Genomic DNA, 19,289 nt, shown 5'->3' on the forward strand with positions numbered 1-19,289 from the left:
ATTGTAAACAATTCAGAATGTTGCGCCAGACTGATTGGCCATGTAATCGACTGCGGCCTTCACTTCATCATCACTCAAACCGACATTGCCGCCCTTGGCAGGCATCGCATTAAAACCTTCGATTGCATGTTTGTGCAAGGTTTCCTTGCCTTTTGCGATACGTGGTGCCCAATCGTCTTTTTTACCCACTGCAGGTGCTCCGGGAATAGTGCCGCCATGACACATTTTACAGCTGGCTTCAAATACTTTCTGACCATCGACAGCAACGGAAGCTTCTGCTTTTGCTTCCGGTTTAGCTTCCGCCGTGGGGGCTTCCGCCTTCTCCTCAGGTTTGGCTTCGGCTGAAGCCGCTTCTGCAGACGGAGCAGCCTCCTGTGCGGCCGCCTGAACTGAAGATGCCTCGGTCTGAACTTCAGAAGCAACGGCTGGAGCCGCCTCTTGCGCCTCTTGTTTGCTTTCTTGCGAACAAGCTGCCAAACCTGCCGCCATCATTAAAGTAATCAGTAGTTTGTTCATATTGTGTCTTTCTAGAGTTTTATCTTTAGATTACCGCTTTATCCAAACGGTTGGGGAATTCTAACATATGATTCCAATAATCTAGTTCTTTATAATTAGAGTTTTTAGCATAAGTCATATTTGGTGCAAAAAATATGGCTGATAACCATAATCAAACACTTTTACAAAATATATCTCATTGTTTTATAATTATAATTCATATATCTAAATACCTTAAACGAAGTTATCCCATCTGAAAATTTATCAAGCCCGTCTTTCAACTTTGCATTTTTAACCCAATCCGCCGTATTAGGAATAATAACTTTAGTCATTATGGTAAGTTGCCATTCAAAATTACCACACATTATCATAATGACTTATTGATAAAAGTTTTTACAGGCTTATATTTATGGCGTAAATTACACAAAACAAAATGAATATAATTCAATGATTCTTAATGCATGTTCAGTTTTTACGCAAAAAATAACGCCCCGTTTCGGGGCGTTTGTATTCTGTGGCGGAGTAAGAGGGATTCGAACCCTCGATGCAGGTTGACCCCACATGCTTCCTTAGCAGGGAAGTGCCTTCAGCCTCTCAGCCATTACTCCTAAGGAAGCCGTAACTATAATCAACTTTCCCGACACCGTCAAGGAAAAACAGAAAGCAAATATTAATCTTTTGAAATAAAATAAGATTTACCCTGATTATACCCAATCAGGCACTTCTTTTCTTCCTGAATGGAAATATTCCTGACCGCCACGTCCTCAAGCAAAATGCTTTTGTGCATCCTGTTTGATTTCCTGAAACCACGCGTCTTCAGGAAAACGTGCAAGTGCAGCATCCAATGTTGACAGCAGGTTTTGCGACAGGGCTTTGGTCAGGTATTCCTCCTCGTTGGCTTCTGCCGCTTTGTCGGGCTGTTGTGCCAAACCGTCGGCACGGGCTTTGTGTCCGTGTGCCAAATAATTGAGCGCGGTAATTTTCTGCGCCCAAAGCTGCGGTATGTCGGGATTATCCTCAATCATCACCGATAGGATGGATACGGCCGTCGTCAGCCGTCCGCCATTCATTCGCAGATCCAGAGAACGGTTGGGCGGCAGAGTGCTGAGTATCTCTGCCATTCTGAACCAAAATTCACCGCTAGCTTCATCAGGTGCATTCAATTTAAGCATTTCATAGTGAACCTCCTGATCATCGTTTTGCACGAGACCCCATACTTCGGCAAGGATTTTCTGTTCTTCCCGGCTCAAGTGTTGCCATTTCTCAAAATATTGCGACATATCCTTTTCCCTTTGAATCTATTTTATATAGTCTGAAATACGGCGCGGACCCTGTCCAAATCTTCCTGCGTATCCACACCGGCGGCGGGGGCTTCTTTGGCGGTTTCGACAGCAATCGGGTAGCCGTGCCACAGGACGCGCAGTTGTTCCAGCGATTCGACGGTTTCCAACGGCGAAACGCTCATTTCGGCGTAGCGTTGCAGGAAGCCGGCGCGGTAGGCGTAGATGCCGATATGGCGCAGGACGGCGGTTTTAGACGGCATTTCGCGTTTTCCGGCACGCATCGCATCGCGCGGATAGGGAATCGGGGCGCGGCTGAAGTAGATGGCGTTGCGGTTTTTGTCGAGGACGACTTTGACGACGTTGGGATTCATAAATTCGTCGAAATCGTGCAATTCGTGCGCCGCAGTCGCCATTTGTACGTTGTTTTCCACTAAGACTTCGGCAGTGCGGTCGATGAGTTCGGGGGCAATCAGCGGCTCGTCGCCCTGTACGTTGACGACAATCAGATGCTGCGGCAGCTTCAGCGCGGCGGCGGCTTCGGCAAGGCGTGTCGTGCCGCTTTCGTGCCGGTTTGAAGTCATGACGACTTCGACGCCGTGCGCCTGACAGGCCGTCTGAATGTCGGGATGGTCGGTGGCAACGACGATGCGTGCCGCTTTGCTTTTTTCCGCCTGTTCGGCAACGCGCACGACCATCGGTTTGCCGTGGATGTCTGCCAAGGCTTTTCCGGGCAGGCGCGATGAATCCAGCCGCGCCGGAATCAATACGACAAATTCGGTCATGCTTTGAGTTCCTCTTCGCTCAACGCTCGCGCTTCGTTTTCCAGCATATAGGGAATGCCGTCTTTAATCGGATACGCCAGCTTCGCCTGACGGCTCCACAATTCCTGTTTGTCCTGATGATATTCCAGCCTGCCTTTGGTAACGGGGCAGACGAGGATGTCTAAGAATTTTTTTTCCATAGGGTCTCTTTCGAGTTTATAGTGGATTAACAAAAATCAGGACAAGGCGGCGAAGCCGCAGACAGTACAAACTGATTCACTTGGTGCTTCAGCACCTTAGAGAATCGTTCTCTTTGAGCTAAGGCGAGGCAACGCCGTACTGGTTTTTGTTAATCCACTATAATGGTTTAATCAATCGGATGCCCTCTGCAATATTTCAGGCGGCTATTATTTATTTCTGATGCCTTTTCCCAACCTGTCCGGCCTGCTTGCAGCCCGCATCGGGATTTTTACCGCCGCAGATGATGCGCCGCAACTCTTCCGTAAACTCGGGCAGATGATGTCGCGCGATTTTCCCTGATAATGCAGTCCAAGATACCGCTATTTCACTCATCGATTTCTTGATTAAGCGCGGATTTTTGGCAACGACGGACTGACCGACAGGCGAACCGTAAAAGGCAATCATGCCGTTAATTTCTTCTTGCGTGTATATCTCACGGGCATTCTTCAATAAAGTATTGCGGACAGCCTGTTTCACTTCGGGCGTGATCAAATCTTTCAAAACATTCTCACGATAGCGGTTAAAGGCTTTTGCCGCCTGATCTTTTTTCTCTTCCGGCATTTCAGCAAGGGCTTTGTCCGCATACGGTTTAAATCCGGCATTAAAGCCCTCAATCATATTTTTTTCTATATCCCGGTCAAAATTCTGCGTATCCAGCCAACGCTCCAGCGACGCGTCGCTGGGCGGGGCGGCAAATGCGCCGGCACACAATGCCAGCGTGGCGAAGGGCAACAACAAGGTTTTCAGTTTCATATCCACTCCTTTAACGAATGATTAATGCAGATAAAAAATACGACCGGTTTTCTCATTCCTGCCCAAGTGGAAATCCGGAGATTTGGGATTTCTAAAGCCTCCTAGTCATTCCTGAAAATTCGAGACTTAGATTCCCGCCTGCGCGGGAATGACGGCGTGAGGCATTTTTAATAATTTCGCCCAAACCGTGCTTTCAGACGACCTTTAGCACTCCTTCCAGCCGCTCAAACACAAACGCCGCCAAATCAGGTTCGATTATCGCACAAACCGGCAGCACCCAAACATTATCGGCGCAAATGCCGTCTGAAAACTTGACCGCATCCTTTTCCGTAATAATTACCGCGTCCGCATCGGGCAAATCTGCCGCCGAAATATCAGCGTGGTCGGGCAGCGCGACGGTTTGCTTCAAGGTAATGCCCATATTCCGCAACGAATCGAAAAACCGCGCCGGCTTGGCGATACCGGCGACTGCCGCAACGGTTTGATTTCCCAAACCTGCCCAATCCAATTTTTCGGACGGCCGGTTCAAACGGTAAATTTGCCCCGTTTCGATACGGCTGTGAAACATATTTTCAGACGACCTAAACGGCGCATCCGCCTCTCCGCCGCTGACGACGACCGCATCCACGCTTTCCAATCTCGACAAAGGTTCGCGCAAACTGCCGTTGGGCAGCAAGTCCAAATCCGTACGCCCCGTATCCGCCGCCGGAAACACCGCGATTTCCACATCTCGCCGCAGGGCGTAATGCTGCAAACCGTCGTCCGCCACAATCAGTCCGATGTCGGGATGCGCCGCCAGCAACGCCCTGCCTGCCTCCGCACGGCTGCTGCCCACAGCCGTCGGCGCACCGGTTTTGCGGAACAGCAGCAAAGGCTCATCGCCCGCATCTTCCGCTCGGCTCTCGGCATTCAATACATGAACTGCCTTACCCTTGCGCCCGTAGCCTCGGCTGATGATGCCGACCTTGACGCCCTTTTCCTGCAAACCCGACACCAGCGCGGCAACAATCGGCGTTTTCCCCGTCCCACCCGCGTGAATATTGCCGACCACGACCACAGGCACGGACAGCTTTTCGCTTTGCCGTTTTCCCGATAAAAAATCCACCCGCCGTTTTACCGCAATTTTGGCAAACAGCCCGGAGAGCGGCTTAAGCAGAAAAGACAAAACCGGATAAGGTTTTTGCCAATGCCGTTCAATAAGGGTATGAAATTTGAAACAATTCGGCATATTCGATACAAATCTGCGAAGCAGAATCAGCCGGTGCCTTAATAATGCGTACCCGATGCAGATCCACCTATAAGCAATATGAAAATCAAACCGATAAGCGAACCAACAAGGTAAATAAGCAATAGTGCTTTACAGAAATTGGCACGGTTGGGGTTGCCTCTGCCGAACGCCCAAACAAAAAGCATAATGATGTTGACCAAAGGAATCATGAAAACAATCATCGTCAACACCCATTGTCCTGTCGTCATGACGGGGGCGTTGTCGTTTTGGATTTCAGGCGTGTTGTTGATGTTGTAACGGACGGGTTCCATATTTTTCCTTTTTGGGACAGGTTTCAAATCGTCGGACAGCAAAATACCGCCTGAAAACAGTTCAGACGGCATTTTAACCACAAACGGCTTACAGCTTCCATCCGCCCAGCTTGGCGGCGTAGGCTTCAAAGTCGGCAATCGGACGGGTTGCCACGCCGCTTTCCATCGCTGCTTTGGCGGCAGCCGTAGCGACGCGAGGCAGCAGGCGGGAGTCGAACGGGGTCGGAATCAGGTATTCCGCGCCGAATTCGAATTTCTTACCGTAAGCAGCAACCACTTCTTCGGTTACCTCTTCCATCGCTAAATCTGCCAGCGCATACACGCAGGCGCGTTTCATTTCTTCGTTGATGGTCGTCGCGCCGACATCCAACGCGCCGCGGAAGATGAACGGGAAGCACAATACATTGTTGACTTGGTTCGGAAAGTCTGAACGGCCGGTGCCGATAACCACGTCCGGACGGGTTTCTTTCGCCAGCGGCGGCAGGATTTCCGGATTCGGGTTGGCCATAGCGAACACGATGGGTTTTTCGTTCATGGTGTTCAACATTTCGGGGGTCAGCAGGTTCGCGCCGGACAGACCCAAGAAGATGTCTTTGCCTTTAACCGCATCGGCCAATACGCGCTGGCCGTTGTCTTCAATGGCGTAGAACTGTTTGGACTCATCCATGCGGTCTTTGTCTTCACGGGTTTGGTAAATCACGCCTTTGGAGTCGCAAACGGTTACGTTTTCGCGTTTCAAGCCCAAATCCAGCAGTTGGTTCAAGCAGGCAATCGCGGCCGCGCCCGCACCGGAACATACCAAGGTCGCTTCTTCGATTTTACGGCCGGTAAAACGCAGGGCGTTCAATACGGCGGCGGCAGTAATGATGGCCGTGCCGTGCTGGTCGTCGTGGAACACGGGGATTTTGCAGCGTTTGCGTAATTCGCGTTCGATGTAGAAACACTCGGGTGCTTTGATGTCTTCGAGGTTGATGCCGCCGAAGGTCGGCTCTAAAGCGGCGATGATGTCCACCAGTTTTTGCGGGTCTTTTTCATCGATTTCGATATCGAACACATCCACACCGGCGAATTTTTTGAACAATACGCCTTTGCCTTCCATCACGGGTTTGCCCGCCAGCGCGCCGATGTCGCCCAAGCCCAAAACGGCCGTACCGTTGGAAATAACGGCGACCAAGTTGCCTTTGGCAGTGTATTTGTAGGCAGTTTGCGGATCGGCATGGATTTCCATACAAGGAGCGGCTACGCCAGGAGAGTACGCCAACGCCAAATCTTTAGAAGTGGCCAGAGATTTGGTTGGGGTAACGGAGATTTTGCCCGGCACGGGGAATTCGTGGAACTGCAGGGCGGCTTCTTTTAATGAGTTTTCCATGTGTCAATCCTGTTGCGAGAAAAAGATTTGAATCGGACTGTCCGAAACGCTTTCGGGTCATCATGTTACGGGCGGTTCGTTAATATTGCCGACGCATCCTGCCTTGTAACTGAGCGTAATTCTATCATGCCGAAAGTTTGGCGCATACCGCCATTTTCACCTGCGGCACTGCCATTTGATTTTCGGCGCGGGCGGATGCGCTTGTTTCAATATTTGCCGCATCAACAGCCGAAATGTCCGTCCAACACGTTTTCTATGGTATTTCTGACTTCATCCAAGCTGCGGTTACTGTCGATAACGGCGTACCGTTCCGGGCAGGCGGCGGCTCGGTCGAGATAAACGCCGCGCACACGCATAAAGAAATCCGCCTGCTCCTGCTCGAACCGGTCTTTCTCGCGCGTCTGCCTGATACGCGCCATCGATACTTCCAGCGGCACATCCAACAGCAGGGTCAAATCCGGTTTCAAACCGCCCTGCACCCAATGTTCCAATATTTCAATGTCTTCAGACGGCATCCCCCGCCCGCCGCCCTGATAGGCGAAGGTCGCATCGGTAAAACGATCGGACACGACATGGATGCCGTCTAAAAGCGCGGGCAATATCACGTCTTCAATATGCTGCATTCTGGCGGCGAACATCATCAGTGTTTCCGCACGCAAACCGGCTTTGGTTTCAGGGTTGAGCAGGATTTCGCGCAAGGCCTCACCGACCGGCGTTCCGCCCGGCTCGCGCGTGAACAGCACGGGCAGCCCCCTCCGTTCAAACCATGCTTTGATGACGGCAAGGTTGGTGGATTTGCCGGCACCGTCTATGCCGTCCAAAGTGATGAATTGCGGTTTCATATTAGTTTTCCCGACAAGGATATGCCGTCTGAAAACACAAACTTTTCAGACGGCATGGTTTATTTTTTCAAAATATATTTGCGGACGGCGGCATTGTGTTCGGTCAAATCATGGCTGAACTGGCTCAAGCCCGTGCCGTCCATTTTGGACACGAAATACAGGTATTTTTCACCGGACGGATGGGCGGCGGCATCGAGTGCCGCCTTGCCGGGCAGCGCGATCGGGGTCGGCGGCAGACCGCCGCGCGTGTAGGTGTTGTACGGCGTGTCGCGGCGCAGGTCGGCTTTACGGATTTTGCCCTTGTATGCCGCACCCATGCCGTAAATCACGGACGGGTCGGTTTGCAGGCGCATACCGATTTTCAGGCGGTTGACGAAGACGGAAGCGACATGGTCGCGGTCGGCTTCATGCCCGGTTTCCTTTTCGATCAGGCTCGCCATAATCAGCATTTCATAAGGGTTTTTATAAGGCAGCCCGTCCTGCCTGCCTGCCCATGCCTCGTTCAGACGGCGTTGCATCGCCTTGTAGGCGGTTTGGTAAATCTGCAAATCGCTGCCGCCCGCATCAATTTCGTAGCTGTCGGGGAAAAACTGCCCTTCGGGATTGCCGCTGAAGGCATCGGGTGCAACTTCCGCCATCAGTTTTTCATTGCTCCAGCCTTTGGTGTCGTGTCCGATATCGGACGTTGCGTCGATGACTTTCCTCATATGCGAAAAACGCGAACCTTCGATAATCTGTACGGTAACCAAATCCGGTCTGCCGCCGCGCATTTTCTGCAAAATATCCCAAGCAGACACTTCGGACGACAGCCTGTACGTCCCCGTGTGCAGCCTGTTGTGCACACCCAAAACGTAGGCTGCCGCCGTCAAAATATGCCTGCTGAACACGATGCGGTCTTCGGCAAGTTTCCTGCCGACCGACGAAATACCCTGGTTTTTGGCAATCTTGATTCGGTATGCCCTGCCGTTGTCTTTAGGGACGAAAAGCAGCGCGGCGAAAACGGCTGCCGCCGCGATTAAAAAAACGGCAGACCATTTCAACAATTTTTTCAACATGGTAGGATTCCCAGCATTCGGAATACGTCTTAAAATTCGGGCGACAGTATAACCCAATTTGCCCGCCGGACAGGAAGAACATCATGGACAATCACGCCGAAGCACACTGGCAAAACGGCTGGCTTCAAAGCATACGCCATACCCCGTCGCCCAATTTCAGCCCGAGGGAAACGGGGGAAACGGTTTCCCTTGTCGTGTTGCACAATATCTCGCTGCCGCCGTTCAAATACGGCACGGATGCGGTGGAAAAGCTGTTTGCCAACCGGCTCGACCCCGACGGACATCCGTTCTTCAGCCTGATACACACTTTGCGCGTATCCAGCCATTTCTTAATCAAACGCGGCGGCGAAACGGTGCAGTTCGTTTCCTGCGACAATATGGCATACCATGCCGGTGTATCCTCGTTTCGCGGACGGGAAAAATGCAACGCGTTTTCCATCGGCATCGAACTGGAAGGCTGCGATTTCGAGCCGTTTGCCGAAGCGCAATACCGTTCGCTCGAAGCCTTGTTGGACGCAATCTGCCGCCGCTACCCCATCACGGCGGTAACGGGACACCAAGACATCGCACCCGGCCGCAAAACCGACCCCGGCCATTTTTTCGACTGGCGGCGGATACGGGGGAAAGGGTTTCCCGTGGACAGAAATGCCGTCTGAAAACCACAGATTTCAGACAGCATTTCGGAAAATTTCCGCTTATTTCGACACACTGCTGTCAGACCCTGCAATTTTCGTTATAATTCAAACGTTATAACCGGCCGTTCCGTCAGACTGCCGGAAACGCAAGCCCGATTTAACCGCAGTACCCGCACTTTGCGTATCCTGCATCTCGAAATTTAAAGTGATTGCCATGATTTACATCGTACTGTTCCTCGCCGCCGTCCTCGCCGTTGTCGCCTACAACATGTATCAGGAAAACCAATACCGCAAAAAAGTACGCGACCAGTTCGGACACTCCGACAAAGATGCCCTGCTCAACAGCAAAACCAGCCATGTCCGCGACGGCAAACCGTCCGGCGGGCCGGTCATGATGCCGAAACCCCAACCGGCGGTCAGAAAAACGGCAAAACCCCAAGACCCCGCCATGCGCAACCTGCAAGAACAGGATGCCGTCTACATTGCCAAGCAGAAACAGGCAAAAGCCTCCCCGTTCAAAACCGAAATCGAAACCGCCTTGGAAGAAAGCGGCATTATCGGCAACTCCGCCCACACCGTTTCCGAACCCCAAACCGGACATTCCGCACCGAAACCTGCCGACGCGCCGGCAAAACCCGTTCCCGTTCCGCAAACGCCGGCAAAACCGCTGATTACGCTCAAAGAACTGTCTAAAGTCGAATTACCTTGGTTTGATGTGCGCTTCGATTTCATTTCCTATATCGCGCTGACAGAAGCCAAAGAACTTCACGCACTGCCACGCCTCTCCAACCGCCACCGCTACCAAATCATCGGTTGCACCATGGACGACCACTTCCAAGTCGCCGAACCCATCCCCGGCATCCGCTACCAAGCCTTCATCGTCGGCATCCAAGCGGTCAGCCGCAACGGGCTCGCCTCGCAAGAAGAGCTCTCCGCCTTCAACCGTCAGGTGGATGCATTCGCACAAAGCATGGGTGGTCAGACGCTGCACACCGACCTTGCCGCCTTTATCGAAGTGGCTTCCGCACTGGACGCATTCTGCGCGCGCGTCGACCAGACCATCGCCATCCATTTGGTTTCCCCGACCAGCATCAGCGGCGTAGAACTGCGTTCCGCCGTAACGGGCGTGGGTTTCGTCTTGGAAGACGACGGCGCGTTCCACTATACCGACACGTCGGGTTCGACCATGTTCTCCATCTGCACGCTCAACAACGAGCCGTTTACCAATGCCCTTTTGGACAACCAGTCCTACAAAGGCTTCAGTATGCTGCTCGACATCCCGCACTCTCCGGCAGGCGAAAAAACCTTCGACGACCTCTTTATGGATTTGGCGGTACGCCTGTCCGGCCAGTTGAACCTGAATCTGGTCAACGACAAAATGGAAGAAGTTTCTACCCAATGGCTCAAAGACGTACGCACCTACGTTTTGGCGCGTCAGTCCGAGATGCTCAAAGTCGGTATCGAACCGGGCGGCAAAACCGCCCTACGCCTGTTCTCATAAAATCGAATGCAATCAAAGCGGATATGTCGTTACGGCATATCCGCTTTTTTTCGGGTAAAATTCAGCTGTTTTCAACCTATCATTTTTCAGACGACCTTTGCCCGTTTCATCCCGTATCAGACAAAGGTCGTCTGAAAACCTTCTCTCATGAATCCAAACTCAAAACATAACACTAACCTTACCAATCTTCTTAAACCATCTGATAGTGATATAAAACAATTTGCCGCACAACACATCCGCCGCCTCACCGACCTCCTCAACCGCTACGCCTACGAATACTACACCCTCGACGCGCCCAGCGTACCCGATGCCGAATACGACAAATTATTCCGCGAACTCGAAGCGTTGGAGTTAAACCATCCCGAGCTCAAACTGCCCGACAGCCCGACTCAGCGTGTCGGCGGCGAACCTTTGGCAGGCTTTGCCGAAGTGCGCCACGAAGTGCCGATGCTGTCGCTGACCAACGCCTTCTCCCCGCAAGATGAAAACGGCGTGTTCGACCATGCCGAAATGTACGCCTTCGACCAACGCGTGCGCGATGGTTTGGACGGCGGCAAACCCGAATACGTTATCGAACCTAAATTCGACGGCCTCGCCATCAGCCTGCTCTACCGCGACGGCGTATTGATTCAAGCAGCAACACGCGGCGACGGTACGACGGGCGAAGACGTTACCCAAAACGTCAAAACCGTCGCCAATATCCCCCTGCGGCTGCACGGCGAAAATGCGCCCGAACTCATCGAAGTACGCGGCGAAGTGCTAATGCTCAAAGCCGATTTCGCCGCCCTCAATAAACGCCAAGCCGAAAACGGGCAAAAACCCTTTGCCAATCCGCGCAACGCCGCCGCCGGCAGCCTGCGCCAACTCGATTCGCGCATCACTGCGCAACGCAAACTGCACTTTTTCCCCTACTCCGTCGCCCGCCAGCAAGGCGGTTTGATTGCGGAAGAACACATCCAAGAACTCGCCTATTTCCAAGAACTCGGCTTCAGTCTGCCCAACGGCAATTTCGGCTGTTTCAAAAATATCGACGAAGTATTGGCGTTTTACGAACAAATGCAGCAAAAACGCCCCGAACTGCCCTACGAAATCGACGGCATGGTGGTCAAAGTCAACAGCTTGGCACAACAGCGCGAACTCGGCTTCATCTCCCGCGCGCCGCGCTGGGCGATTGCCCACAAATTCCCCGCCGAAGAAGCCCTGACCGTCGTCGAAGCGATTGACGTGCAAATCGGGCGTACCGGCGCGGTTACCCCCGTCGCCCGCCTGCAACCCGTATTCGTCGGCGGCGTAACCGTAACCAACGCCACTCTGCACAATCAGGACGAAGTATCGCGCAAAGACGTGCGCGTCGGCGATACCGTCGTCGTGCGCCGCGCCGGAGACGTGATTCCCGAAGTCGTGCGCGTGATTTTCGAACGCCGCCCGATGCAGGAAACCGCCGTTGCCGTTTCAGACGGCATCAAATACCAACAAGACGACCTGTTTGCCGAAGCACCGGCTGCAAACCAAACCCAATCCGTTCCGCTCCACAAGCCCTACCGCCTGCCGACCCATTGCCCCATCTGCCGCAGCGAAATCGAACGCGAAGAAGGCGAAGCCGTCGCCCGATGCAGCGGCGGCATGCTTTGTCAGGCGCAACGCGCGCAAGGCTTAATCCACTTTGCCTCGCGCAAAGCCATGGATATCGACGGCTTGGGTGAAAAACAAATCGAACAGCTTGTCGCCCAAGACCTCGTCCGCCACTTCGCCGACCTCTACCGCCTCGATATTCCGACCCTGCAAAAAATGAAGGAAGCGGCGGACAAAACCGTTGCCGAATTGGATCAAATGCCGTCTGAAGGCAGTTCGGTCGGCGCGTCGGGCAAACATAAAAAACAGCCGGTCAAGTGGGCGGAAAACATCCTTGCAGGCATAGAAGCCAGCAAAACACCCGAACTCGCCCGCTTCCTGTTCGCGCTCGGCATCCGCCACGTCGGCGAACGCACCGCAAAAACACTGGCGCAGGCATTCGGCTCGTTGGAACACGTCCGCCGCGCCCCCGAACCCATCCTCGCCTGCCTGCCCGACATCGGCACCGTCGTCGCCCACTCCATCGCCCACTTCTTCGCCCAAGACGCACAGCAGGCGATGATAAACGAGCTGCTCGCCGCAGGCGTTGCCCCGCAAACCCAAGCCGTTACCATCCTCCCCGCCCGCCACGCCGAGCCGCAACGCTGGATCGCCCGCCTGCCCGGTTTCAAAATCAGCGAAAACAAAGCCCAAGCCTTATGGGAACTTGCCGGTCAAAGTATAGAAGGGCTGCAAACCGACAAAGCCCTCCCTGCCGACTGGCAGGCGTGGCGCAGCGAAGCACAAAACGCCGCCCTGCTCGAAAACCTGAAAACCTTCTTCGCGCAAATGCCGTCTGAAGACGAAGCGGCGCAAGGTTCAGACGGCATCAATAAAGCCGTAGCAGGCAAAACCTTCGTGTTAACCGGCACCCTGCCCACCCTCAAACGCGACCAAGCCCAAGCATTAATCGAAGCCGCAGGCGGCAAAGTTTCCGGCAGCGTGTCCAAAAAAACCGATTACGTCGTCGCCGGAGAAGCCGCTGGCAGCAAGCTGGAAAAAGCCAATACCTTGGGCGTTTCCGTCCTCAGCGAAGCCGAACTACTTACCCTGCTCGGCTGAACCTATGCCGTCTGAACCGCCTTCAGACGGCATTGCCCACTTTTCCGAACCACACCATGCACACCATTTCCTTTCCAAACCGCACCCGACTCACCGCCCTGCCGCCCCTGTCACTCTACATCCACATCCCGTGGTGCATCAAAAAATGCCCGTATTGCGACTTCAATTCCCACAGCCTGAAAAACGGATTGCCCGAAGCCGCCTATATCGACGCGCTGCTGACCGATTTGCAGCTTGAATTACCCAATATTTGGGGCAGGCCGGTGGAAACGATATTTTTCGGCGGCGGTACGCCCAGCCTGTTTCAGGCGGAGTCTATTGACCGCTTGTTAAGCGGCGTGCGTTCGCTGTTGCGCTTGCAGCCGGAAGCAGAAATTACCTTGGAAGCCAATCCGGGTACGTTTGAAATCGAGAAGTTTCAAGGATTTAAAGACGCAGGCATTACGCGGCTTTCTATTGGTGTACAAAGCTTCAACGACGATATGCTCTCAAGGCTGGGGCGCGTCCACAATGGCAAAGAAGCCTTAACCGCCATAGATACCGCCTTGAAATTATTTGATAAAGTCAATATCGACTTGATGTACGCCCTGCCGAACCAAACCGTTCAGACGGCATTGAACGACGTACAAACCGCTATCACTACGGGCGCAACCCACATCAGCGCGTATCATCTGACGATGGAACCGAACACGCCGTTCGGTCATACGCCGCCGAAAGGTTTGCCGCAAGACGAAGCGGCGTTGGACATCGAAGACGCGGTACACGGCGCATTGGAAAACGGCGGCTTTATCCACTACGAAACATCCGCTTTCGCAAAACCCGCCATGCAGTGCCGCCACAATTTGAACTACTGGCAGTTCGGCGATTATTTGGGCATAGGCGCGGGCGCGCACGGCAAAATCTCCTATCCCGACCGCATTGAGCGCACCATCCGCCGCCGCCATCCCAACGACTATCTCGCCTTAATGCAAAGCCAACCGAGTGAAGCCGTCGAACGCAAAACCGTTGCCGCCGAAGATTTGCCGTTCGAGTTTATGATGAACGCCCTGCGCCTGACCGACGGCGTACCCGCCGCGATGTTGCAGGAGCGCACGGGCGTACCGAGTGCCAAAATCATGGCGCAAATCGAAACGGCAAGGCAAAAAGGTTTGCTGGAAACCGACCCGACCGTGTTCCGCCCGACCGAAAAAGGACGCTTGTTTTTAAACGATTTGTTGCAGTGTTTTTTATAGTGGATTAACAAAAACCAGTACGGCGTTGCCTCGCCTTGCCGTACTATTTGTACTGTCTGCGGCTTCGTCGCCTTGTCCTGATTTTTGTTAATCCACTATACTAAGCGCAAACAAATCGGCGGCCGCCTGGGAAAACCCGCCCCGAACGCGGCCGGCAAATATGCCTATCGATGGAAAACGCAGCCGCATCCCCCACCGGGCGTTTCAGACGGCACAACCGCCGCCGGAAATGTCCGACGCTTAAGGCAACGCCGCACACAAAAAACCGTACGCCTGCGCCTGCAACAATCCGACAGATACCGCCGCCGCGCCTTTGCGGTTTTTTCCAAACCGTTTGCAAGTTCCACCCGTCCGCCGCGTGATGCCGCCGTTTAAGGGCAACGCGCGGGTTAACGGCTTTGCCGTCGGCAGAGCAGCCGGATGCCGCCGCGTATCTTGAGGCATTGAAAATATTACGATGCAAAAAGAAAATTTCAGTATAATACGGCAGGATTCTTTAACGGATTCTTAACAATTTTTCTCCCTAACCATAAAGGAACCAAAATATGAAAAAAGCACTTGCCGCACTGATTGCCCTCGCCCTCCCGGCCGCCGCACTGGCAGAAGGCGCATCCGGCTTTTACGTCCAAGCCGATGCCGCACACGCCAAAGCCTCAAGCTCTTTAGGTTCTGCCAAAGGCTTCAGCCCGCGCATCTCCGCAGGCTACCGCATCAACGACCTCCGCTTCGCCGTCGATTACACGCGCTACAAAAACTATAAAGCCGCATCCACCGATGTCAAACTTTACAGCATCGGCGCGTCCGCCATTTACGACTTCGACACCCAATCACCCGTCAAACCGTATCTGGGCGCGCGCTTGAGCCTCAACCGCGCCTCCGTCGACTTGGGCGGCAGCGACAGCTTCAGCCAAACCTCCACCGGCCTCGGCGTATTGGCGGGCGTAAGCTATGCCGTTACCCCGAATGTCGATTTGGATGCCGGCTACCGCTACAACTACATCGGCAAAGTCAACACTGTCAAAAACGTCCGTTCCAGCGAACTGTCCGCCGGCGTGCGCGTCAAATTCTGATATACGCCTTATTCCGCAAACCGCCGAGCCTTCGGCGGTTTTTTGTTTTCAACATCCATGCCGTCTGAAACTACACAAGCCGGCGGTTTTGTACGATAATCCGCAACACCGCGTTTCCCTTTCACACGCATCCGTTTCAGGAGAAAATCATGGCCAAAACCATCATTCACACCGACAAAGCCCCTGCCGCCATCGGCGCATATAGCCAAGCCGTGCGCGCGGGCGACACCGTTTACATGAGCGGTCAAATCCCCCTCGATCCCGCCACCATGACCGTTGTCGGCAACGGCGATTTCCGCGCCGAAGCGCGCCAGGTCTTTAAAAACCTGCAAGCCGTCGCCGAAGCGGCAGGCGGTTCGCTGGACGACATCGTCAAACTCAACGCCTATCTGACTGACTTGGGCAACTTCGCCGTCTTCAACGAAGTGATGGCAGAATTTATCGCCGAGCCGTTCCCCGCCCGCGCCGCCGTCGGCGTTGCCACGCTGCCCAAAGGCGTGCAGGTCGAAGCCGAAGCCGTCCTCGTTTTGAACGCATAATTCCACGTTCGGACGGCATAAGATTTCCAACCGTGCCGTCCGAACCGCAACACTTTCCCACTTCACAACACCCGCAATGGCACATTACGCAATCGGCGACATCCAAGGCTGTTTCGACGAACTGACCGCGCTGCTCGGCAAAATCGGCTTCAACCACGGCACAGACACCCTCTGGCTGACGGGCGACATCGTCAACCGCGGCCCGAAATCCCTCGAAACGCTGCAATTCTGCATCCGGCACGAAAACAGCGTGCAAATCGTCCTCGGCAACCACGACCTGCACCTGCTTGCCGTCGGCTGCGGCGAAGGCGCGCCCAAACGCAGCGACACAATCGAACCCATACTCAAACACCCCGACGGCAGAAAAATGCTCGACTGGCTGCGCGCGCAACCGCTGTTGATACGCGAGGGCAGCCGCGTGATGGTACACGCCGGCATCCTGCCGCAATGGCGCATAACCAAAGCCGAATCGCTCGCCGGAGAAGCCGAAGCCGAACTGCGCGGCAAAAAATACGTCAAATTCTTCTCCAAAATGTACGGCAACAAACCGGCCGCGTGGGACGAAGGTTTGGAAGGCTATGCCCGCCTGCGCTTTATCGTCAACGCCTTCACGCGGATGCGCGCCCTGACCTTTAAAAACGAACTGGATTTCGACTACAAATCCACAGTGAAAAAAATGCCGCTTTACCTGCGCCCGTGGTTCAAAGCCCCCGACCGGCAAAACCTCGACCACACCATCATCTTCGGACACTGGTCCTCGCTGGGCTACACGAATGCCGACAACGTCATCTCGCTGGACACCGGCGCGCTGTGGGGCGGGCAACTGACCGCCGTCAACCTCGAAACGGAAGAAATTACCCAAGTCCAAGCCGCCAACGGCATAGACTGGAAAAGCTTCGCAAAATAACGGACCGCCCCACTATGCACAAAATCCTGCCCATCGCCCACGTCCTCTCCCGACTGGGTATGCTGTTTTCCTTTATCCTGCTGATACCCGCCGCCCTCTCCTACGCCTTTTCGGACGGCGCGTACACCGCCTTCGCCACCACCGCGACCGTTACCCTTTCCGGCTCGTGCATCGTCCGGCTCGCCACCCTCCGGTTCAGGCGCGAACTGCGCCCGCGCGACGGCTTCACCCTCGTCCTGATGTTGTGGCTGGCGTTTGCCGCTATGGCTGCGATGCCGATGTACCTGTATTTCCCGAATATGGGCTTTACCGACGCATTTTTTGAATCGATGTCGGGACTGACCACCACCGGCGCGACCGTCATCCCCCACGTCGACGGGCTCGCCCCATCCGTCAACTTTTGGCGGCATATGCTCAACTGGCTGGGCGGGATGGGCATCATCGTCCTTGCCGTCGCCATCCTGCCTATGCTCGGCGTAGGCGGCACGCAGTTATTCAAAGCCGAAATCCCCGGCATTGACAAAGAAAGCAAAATGTCGCCGCGCATTTCCCAAGTGGCGAAAAAACTCTGGTTCGGCTACACCCTGATCACCATCCTCGCGACAGCCTGCCTGCATTTTGCCGGGATGGGCTGGTTCGATGCCGTCTGTCACGCGATGGCGACCCTCTCGCTGGGCGGGTTTTCCACCCACGATGCCAGCATAGCTTATTACAACTCCCCCCTCATCGAGGCGGTCATCATCGTTTTCACTATTTTCGGCGGCATCAATTTTGCCAGCCATTTCGCCGCCCTCAACAGCCGCAGCCTCAAAACCTATTGGAAAGACGAAGAATGCCGGACAATGCTGCTGCTGCTCTCCGGCAGCATCCTTGCCGCCGCCCTGTACCTGTGGCACACCGGCCATTACGCCGGCTTCATCGAATCCCTGCGCTACACCGCCTTCAACTTCGTCTCCATCGGATTGGCAAACGGGCTGTCCAACACCGACTTCGCACAATGGCCGCTCCTGATTTCCCTGTGGATGTTTTTCCTCGCCAACATCCTCGCCAGCTCCGGCTCGACCGGCGGCGGCATCAAAACCATACGCGCCCTCGTCCTGTTCAAATTCAGCCTGCGCGAAATGATGGTGCTGCTGCACCCCAAAGCCGTCCGCACCGTCAAAATCAGCGGCAAGGCCATACCCGACCGCCTCGCGCTGACCGTTATGTCCTTCATCTTCATCTACTTTATGACCGTCGTCCTCTTCAGCTTCCTGCTGATGGCGAGCGGTATGGAATTTACCACCGCCTTCACCGCCGTCATCGCCTGCATCACCAATTCCGGCCCCGGCCTGGGCGAAGTCGGGCCCGCCGGCAATTACGCCGGTTTGGACGTGATGCAGAAATGGATCTGCGTTACCGCCATGCTCTTGGGCAGGCTGGAAATCTTCACTGTCTTCATCCTCTTCACCCCTGCCTACTGGAAGAAATAAAAAAATGCCGTCTGAAAACTTTTCAGACGGCATTTTGAAACGCTCCGCCCGCGATACGGACGGAAAACACGGACAAAAAAGCAGCCGTTTCAAAAACGGCTGCCTTATGTTTTTTGGTCGGAGTGAAAGGATTCGAACCTTCGACCCCTTGCACCCCATGCAAGTGCGCTACCAGACTGCGCCACACTCCGACTCGATAAGTTGCGGATTATAGTTCCCACCCGACGCTTTGGCAAGCATTAAAATCACAACCGCCCTTATCTTTTTGACACAACGGAAAATTTACCGGCAAACGCCGGCGCGCGCCGCCCGGACGGGAAAGGATGCGGAAAAGGACAAACGCCATAACGTGCGGCGTTTGCTATAATCAGCCCCTTCATTACCGCAGCCCGCCGAAAGATGCCGATGGCAAAACCGCTCAAATACCCCGTCTCCGCACTGGTCGTCCTTTATAGCGGGGACGGCGGCATCCTCCTCATCGAACGCACGCATCCGAAAGGATTTTGGCAGTCGGTAACCGGCAGCCTCGAACCGGGCGAAACCGTCGCTCAAACGGCAAGGCGCGAAGTATGGGAAGAAACCGGCATCCTGCTGGCGGACGGGCAGCTTCAAGACCGGCACGACAGCACGGTTTACGAAATCTACCACCACTGGCGGCACCGCTATCCCAAAGGCGTGTTTGAAAACCGCGAACACGTCTTCTGGGCCGAAATCCCGCGCGATACGCCCATCGTCCTGCAGCCTGAAGAACACGTCTCCTACGGCTGGTTCGGCTTGGAAGAAGCGGCGGAAAAAGTGTTTTCCCCGTCCAACAGGCGCGCGATTTTGGAACTGGGCAGGTTTTTGGGCAAACGGTAACACGCGCCCGTACACCCTTTCAGACGGCATCGGGCGCATTTTCAGCCGGACGTTTGTGCTATACT

At 54.4% G+C, this 19,289-nt stretch carries 20 protein-coding genes and 2 tRNA genes; 10 read left to right on the forward strand and 12 right to left on the reverse strand.

Annotated features, from left to right (window positions below; all coding sequences use genetic code 11):
• Nucleotides 1-12 precede the first annotated feature (12 nt).
• From Q3O12_RS02275 to mltG, 11 genes are all read right to left on the reverse strand, one after another.
• Entirely contained in the window at nucleotides 13-516 is a 504-nt protein-coding gene (locus Q3O12_RS02275) for a c-type cytochrome (RefSeq protein ID WP_301669142.1), read from the reverse strand.
• 494 nt (nucleotides 517-1,010) lie between these two features.
• Nucleotides 1,011-1,103 (reverse strand) — tRNA-Ser (locus Q3O12_RS02280).
• A gap of 156 nt (nucleotides 1,104-1,259) precedes the next feature.
• Nucleotides 1,260-1,775, reverse strand: coding sequence for a 3-deoxy-manno-octulosonate cytidylyltransferase (locus Q3O12_RS02285; protein ID WP_301669143.1), 516 nt, complete (start codon nucleotides 1,773-1,775; stop codon nucleotides 1,260-1,262).
• 23 nt (nucleotides 1,776-1,798) lie between these two features.
• Nucleotides 1,799-2,560 (reverse strand): 3-deoxy-manno-octulosonate cytidylyltransferase, encoded by a 762-nt coding sequence (kdsB, locus tag Q3O12_RS02290; protein WP_301669144.1) that lies wholly within the window; start codon nucleotides 2,558-2,560, stop codon nucleotides 1,799-1,801.
• Nucleotides 2,557-2,739, reverse strand: coding sequence for a Trm112 family protein (locus Q3O12_RS02295; RefSeq protein WP_002221286.1), 183 nt, complete (start codon nucleotides 2,737-2,739; stop codon nucleotides 2,557-2,559). The genes kdsB and Q3O12_RS02295 overlap by 4 nt, the downstream gene beginning before the upstream one ends.
• A gap of 211 nt (nucleotides 2,740-2,950) precedes the next feature.
• Nucleotides 2,951-3,532: a DUF2059 domain-containing protein gene (locus Q3O12_RS02300; RefSeq protein ID WP_301669145.1), complete on the reverse strand. Its 582-nt coding sequence runs from the start codon at nucleotides 3,530-3,532 to the stop codon at nucleotides 2,951-2,953.
• 193 nt (nucleotides 3,533-3,725) lie between these two features.
• Nucleotides 3,726-4,760 carry a tetraacyldisaccharide 4'-kinase gene (lpxK, locus tag Q3O12_RS02305; RefSeq protein WP_301669146.1) on the reverse strand — a complete coding sequence of 345 codons (1,035 nt, stop codon included), beginning with the start codon at nucleotides 4,758-4,760 and terminating at the stop codon, nucleotides 3,726-3,728.
• A gap of 38 nt (nucleotides 4,761-4,798) precedes the next feature.
• The gene (locus Q3O12_RS02310; protein ID WP_301669147.1) at nucleotides 4,799-5,143 is read right to left on the reverse strand and encodes a hypothetical protein; all 345 of its coding nucleotides are present in this window, start codon (nucleotides 5,141-5,143) and stop codon (nucleotides 4,799-4,801) included.
• A gap of 16 nt (nucleotides 5,144-5,159) precedes the next feature.
• Complete coding sequence (locus Q3O12_RS02315; RefSeq protein WP_301669148.1) at nucleotides 5,160-6,440, reverse strand: malic enzyme-like NAD(P)-binding protein; 1,281 nt, start codon at nucleotides 6,438-6,440, stop codon at nucleotides 5,160-5,162.
• A 221-nt stretch (nucleotides 6,441-6,661) separates the two neighbouring features.
• Nucleotides 6,662-7,282, reverse strand: coding sequence for a dTMP kinase (tmk, locus tag Q3O12_RS02320; protein ID WP_301669149.1), 621 nt, complete (start codon nucleotides 7,280-7,282; stop codon nucleotides 6,662-6,664).
• A gap of 59 nt (nucleotides 7,283-7,341) precedes the next feature.
• Complete coding sequence (gene mltG, locus Q3O12_RS02325; RefSeq protein ID WP_301669151.1) at nucleotides 7,342-8,337, reverse strand: endolytic transglycosylase MltG; 996 nt, start codon at nucleotides 8,335-8,337, stop codon at nucleotides 7,342-7,344.
• Nucleotides 8,338-8,420: 83 nt separating this feature from the next.
• On the opposite strand from mltG, the gene ampD reads away from it, so the two are divergent.
• The 9 genes from ampD (at nucleotide 8,421) to Q3O12_RS02370 (ending at nucleotide 18,366) form a co-directional block, all read left to right on the forward strand.
• A complete protein-coding gene (gene ampD, locus Q3O12_RS02330) occupies nucleotides 8,421-8,993 on the forward strand; it encodes a 1,6-anhydro-N-acetylmuramyl-L-alanine amidase AmpD (protein ID WP_301669152.1) in 573 nt (190 codons plus the stop codon).
• Between the two features lie 193 nt (nucleotides 8,994-9,186).
• Nucleotides 9,187-10,473: a cell division protein ZipA C-terminal FtsZ-binding domain-containing protein gene (locus Q3O12_RS02335; protein ID WP_301669153.1), complete on the forward strand. Its 1,287-nt coding sequence runs from the start codon at nucleotides 9,187-9,189 to the stop codon at nucleotides 10,471-10,473.
• A gap of 147 nt (nucleotides 10,474-10,620) precedes the next feature.
• Nucleotides 10,621-13,146 carry an NAD-dependent DNA ligase LigA gene (ligA, locus tag Q3O12_RS02340; RefSeq protein WP_301669154.1) on the forward strand — a complete coding sequence of 842 codons (2,526 nt, stop codon included), beginning with the start codon at nucleotides 10,621-10,623 and terminating at the stop codon, nucleotides 13,144-13,146.
• A 56-nt stretch (nucleotides 13,147-13,202) separates the two neighbouring features.
• Entirely contained in the window at nucleotides 13,203-14,378 is a 1,176-nt protein-coding gene (gene hemW / locus Q3O12_RS02345) for a radical SAM family heme chaperone HemW (RefSeq protein WP_301669156.1), read from the forward strand.
• A gap of 84 nt (nucleotides 14,379-14,462) precedes the next feature.
• On the forward strand, nucleotides 14,463-14,753 hold the full coding sequence (locus tag Q3O12_RS02350) for a hypothetical protein (RefSeq protein ID WP_301669344.1): 291 nt from the start codon (nucleotides 14,463-14,465) through the stop codon (nucleotides 14,751-14,753).
• 170 nt (nucleotides 14,754-14,923) lie between these two features.
• Entirely contained in the window at nucleotides 14,924-15,448 is a 525-nt protein-coding gene (nspA, locus tag Q3O12_RS02355) for an outer membrane beta-barrel protein NspA (protein WP_301669157.1), read from the forward strand.
• 149 nt (nucleotides 15,449-15,597) lie between these two features.
• Nucleotides 15,598-15,987: a RidA family protein gene (locus Q3O12_RS02360; RefSeq protein ID WP_301669158.1), complete on the forward strand. Its 390-nt coding sequence runs from the start codon at nucleotides 15,598-15,600 to the stop codon at nucleotides 15,985-15,987.
• Between the two features lie 76 nt (nucleotides 15,988-16,063).
• Nucleotides 16,064-16,894, forward strand: a complete 831-nt coding sequence (locus tag Q3O12_RS02365; protein ID WP_301669160.1) for a symmetrical bis(5'-nucleosyl)-tetraphosphatase — start codon at nucleotides 16,064-16,066, stop codon at nucleotides 16,892-16,894.
• Between the two features lie 14 nt (nucleotides 16,895-16,908).
• On the forward strand, nucleotides 16,909-18,366 hold the full coding sequence (locus Q3O12_RS02370; protein WP_301669161.1) for a TrkH family potassium uptake protein: 1,458 nt from the start codon (nucleotides 16,909-16,911) through the stop codon (nucleotides 18,364-18,366).
• A 114-nt stretch (nucleotides 18,367-18,480) separates the two neighbouring features.
• On the opposite strand, the gene Q3O12_RS02375 is transcribed toward Q3O12_RS02370, so the two are convergent.
• A tRNA-Pro gene (locus Q3O12_RS02375) sits at nucleotides 18,481-18,557 on the reverse strand.
• Between the two features lie 208 nt (nucleotides 18,558-18,765).
• Between Q3O12_RS02375 and nudB the strand changes: the two genes are divergently transcribed.
• Nucleotides 18,766-19,224: a dihydroneopterin triphosphate diphosphatase gene (gene nudB, locus Q3O12_RS02380; protein WP_301669162.1), complete on the forward strand. Its 459-nt coding sequence runs from the start codon at nucleotides 18,766-18,768 to the stop codon at nucleotides 19,222-19,224.
• Nucleotides 19,225-19,289: the final 65 nt, after the last annotated feature.

The organism is Neisseria benedictiae, from assembly GCF_958267435.1.
In the GTDB taxonomy this organism is placed as follows: domain Bacteria; phylum Pseudomonadota; class Gammaproteobacteria; order Burkholderiales; family Neisseriaceae; genus Neisseria; species Neisseria bergeri.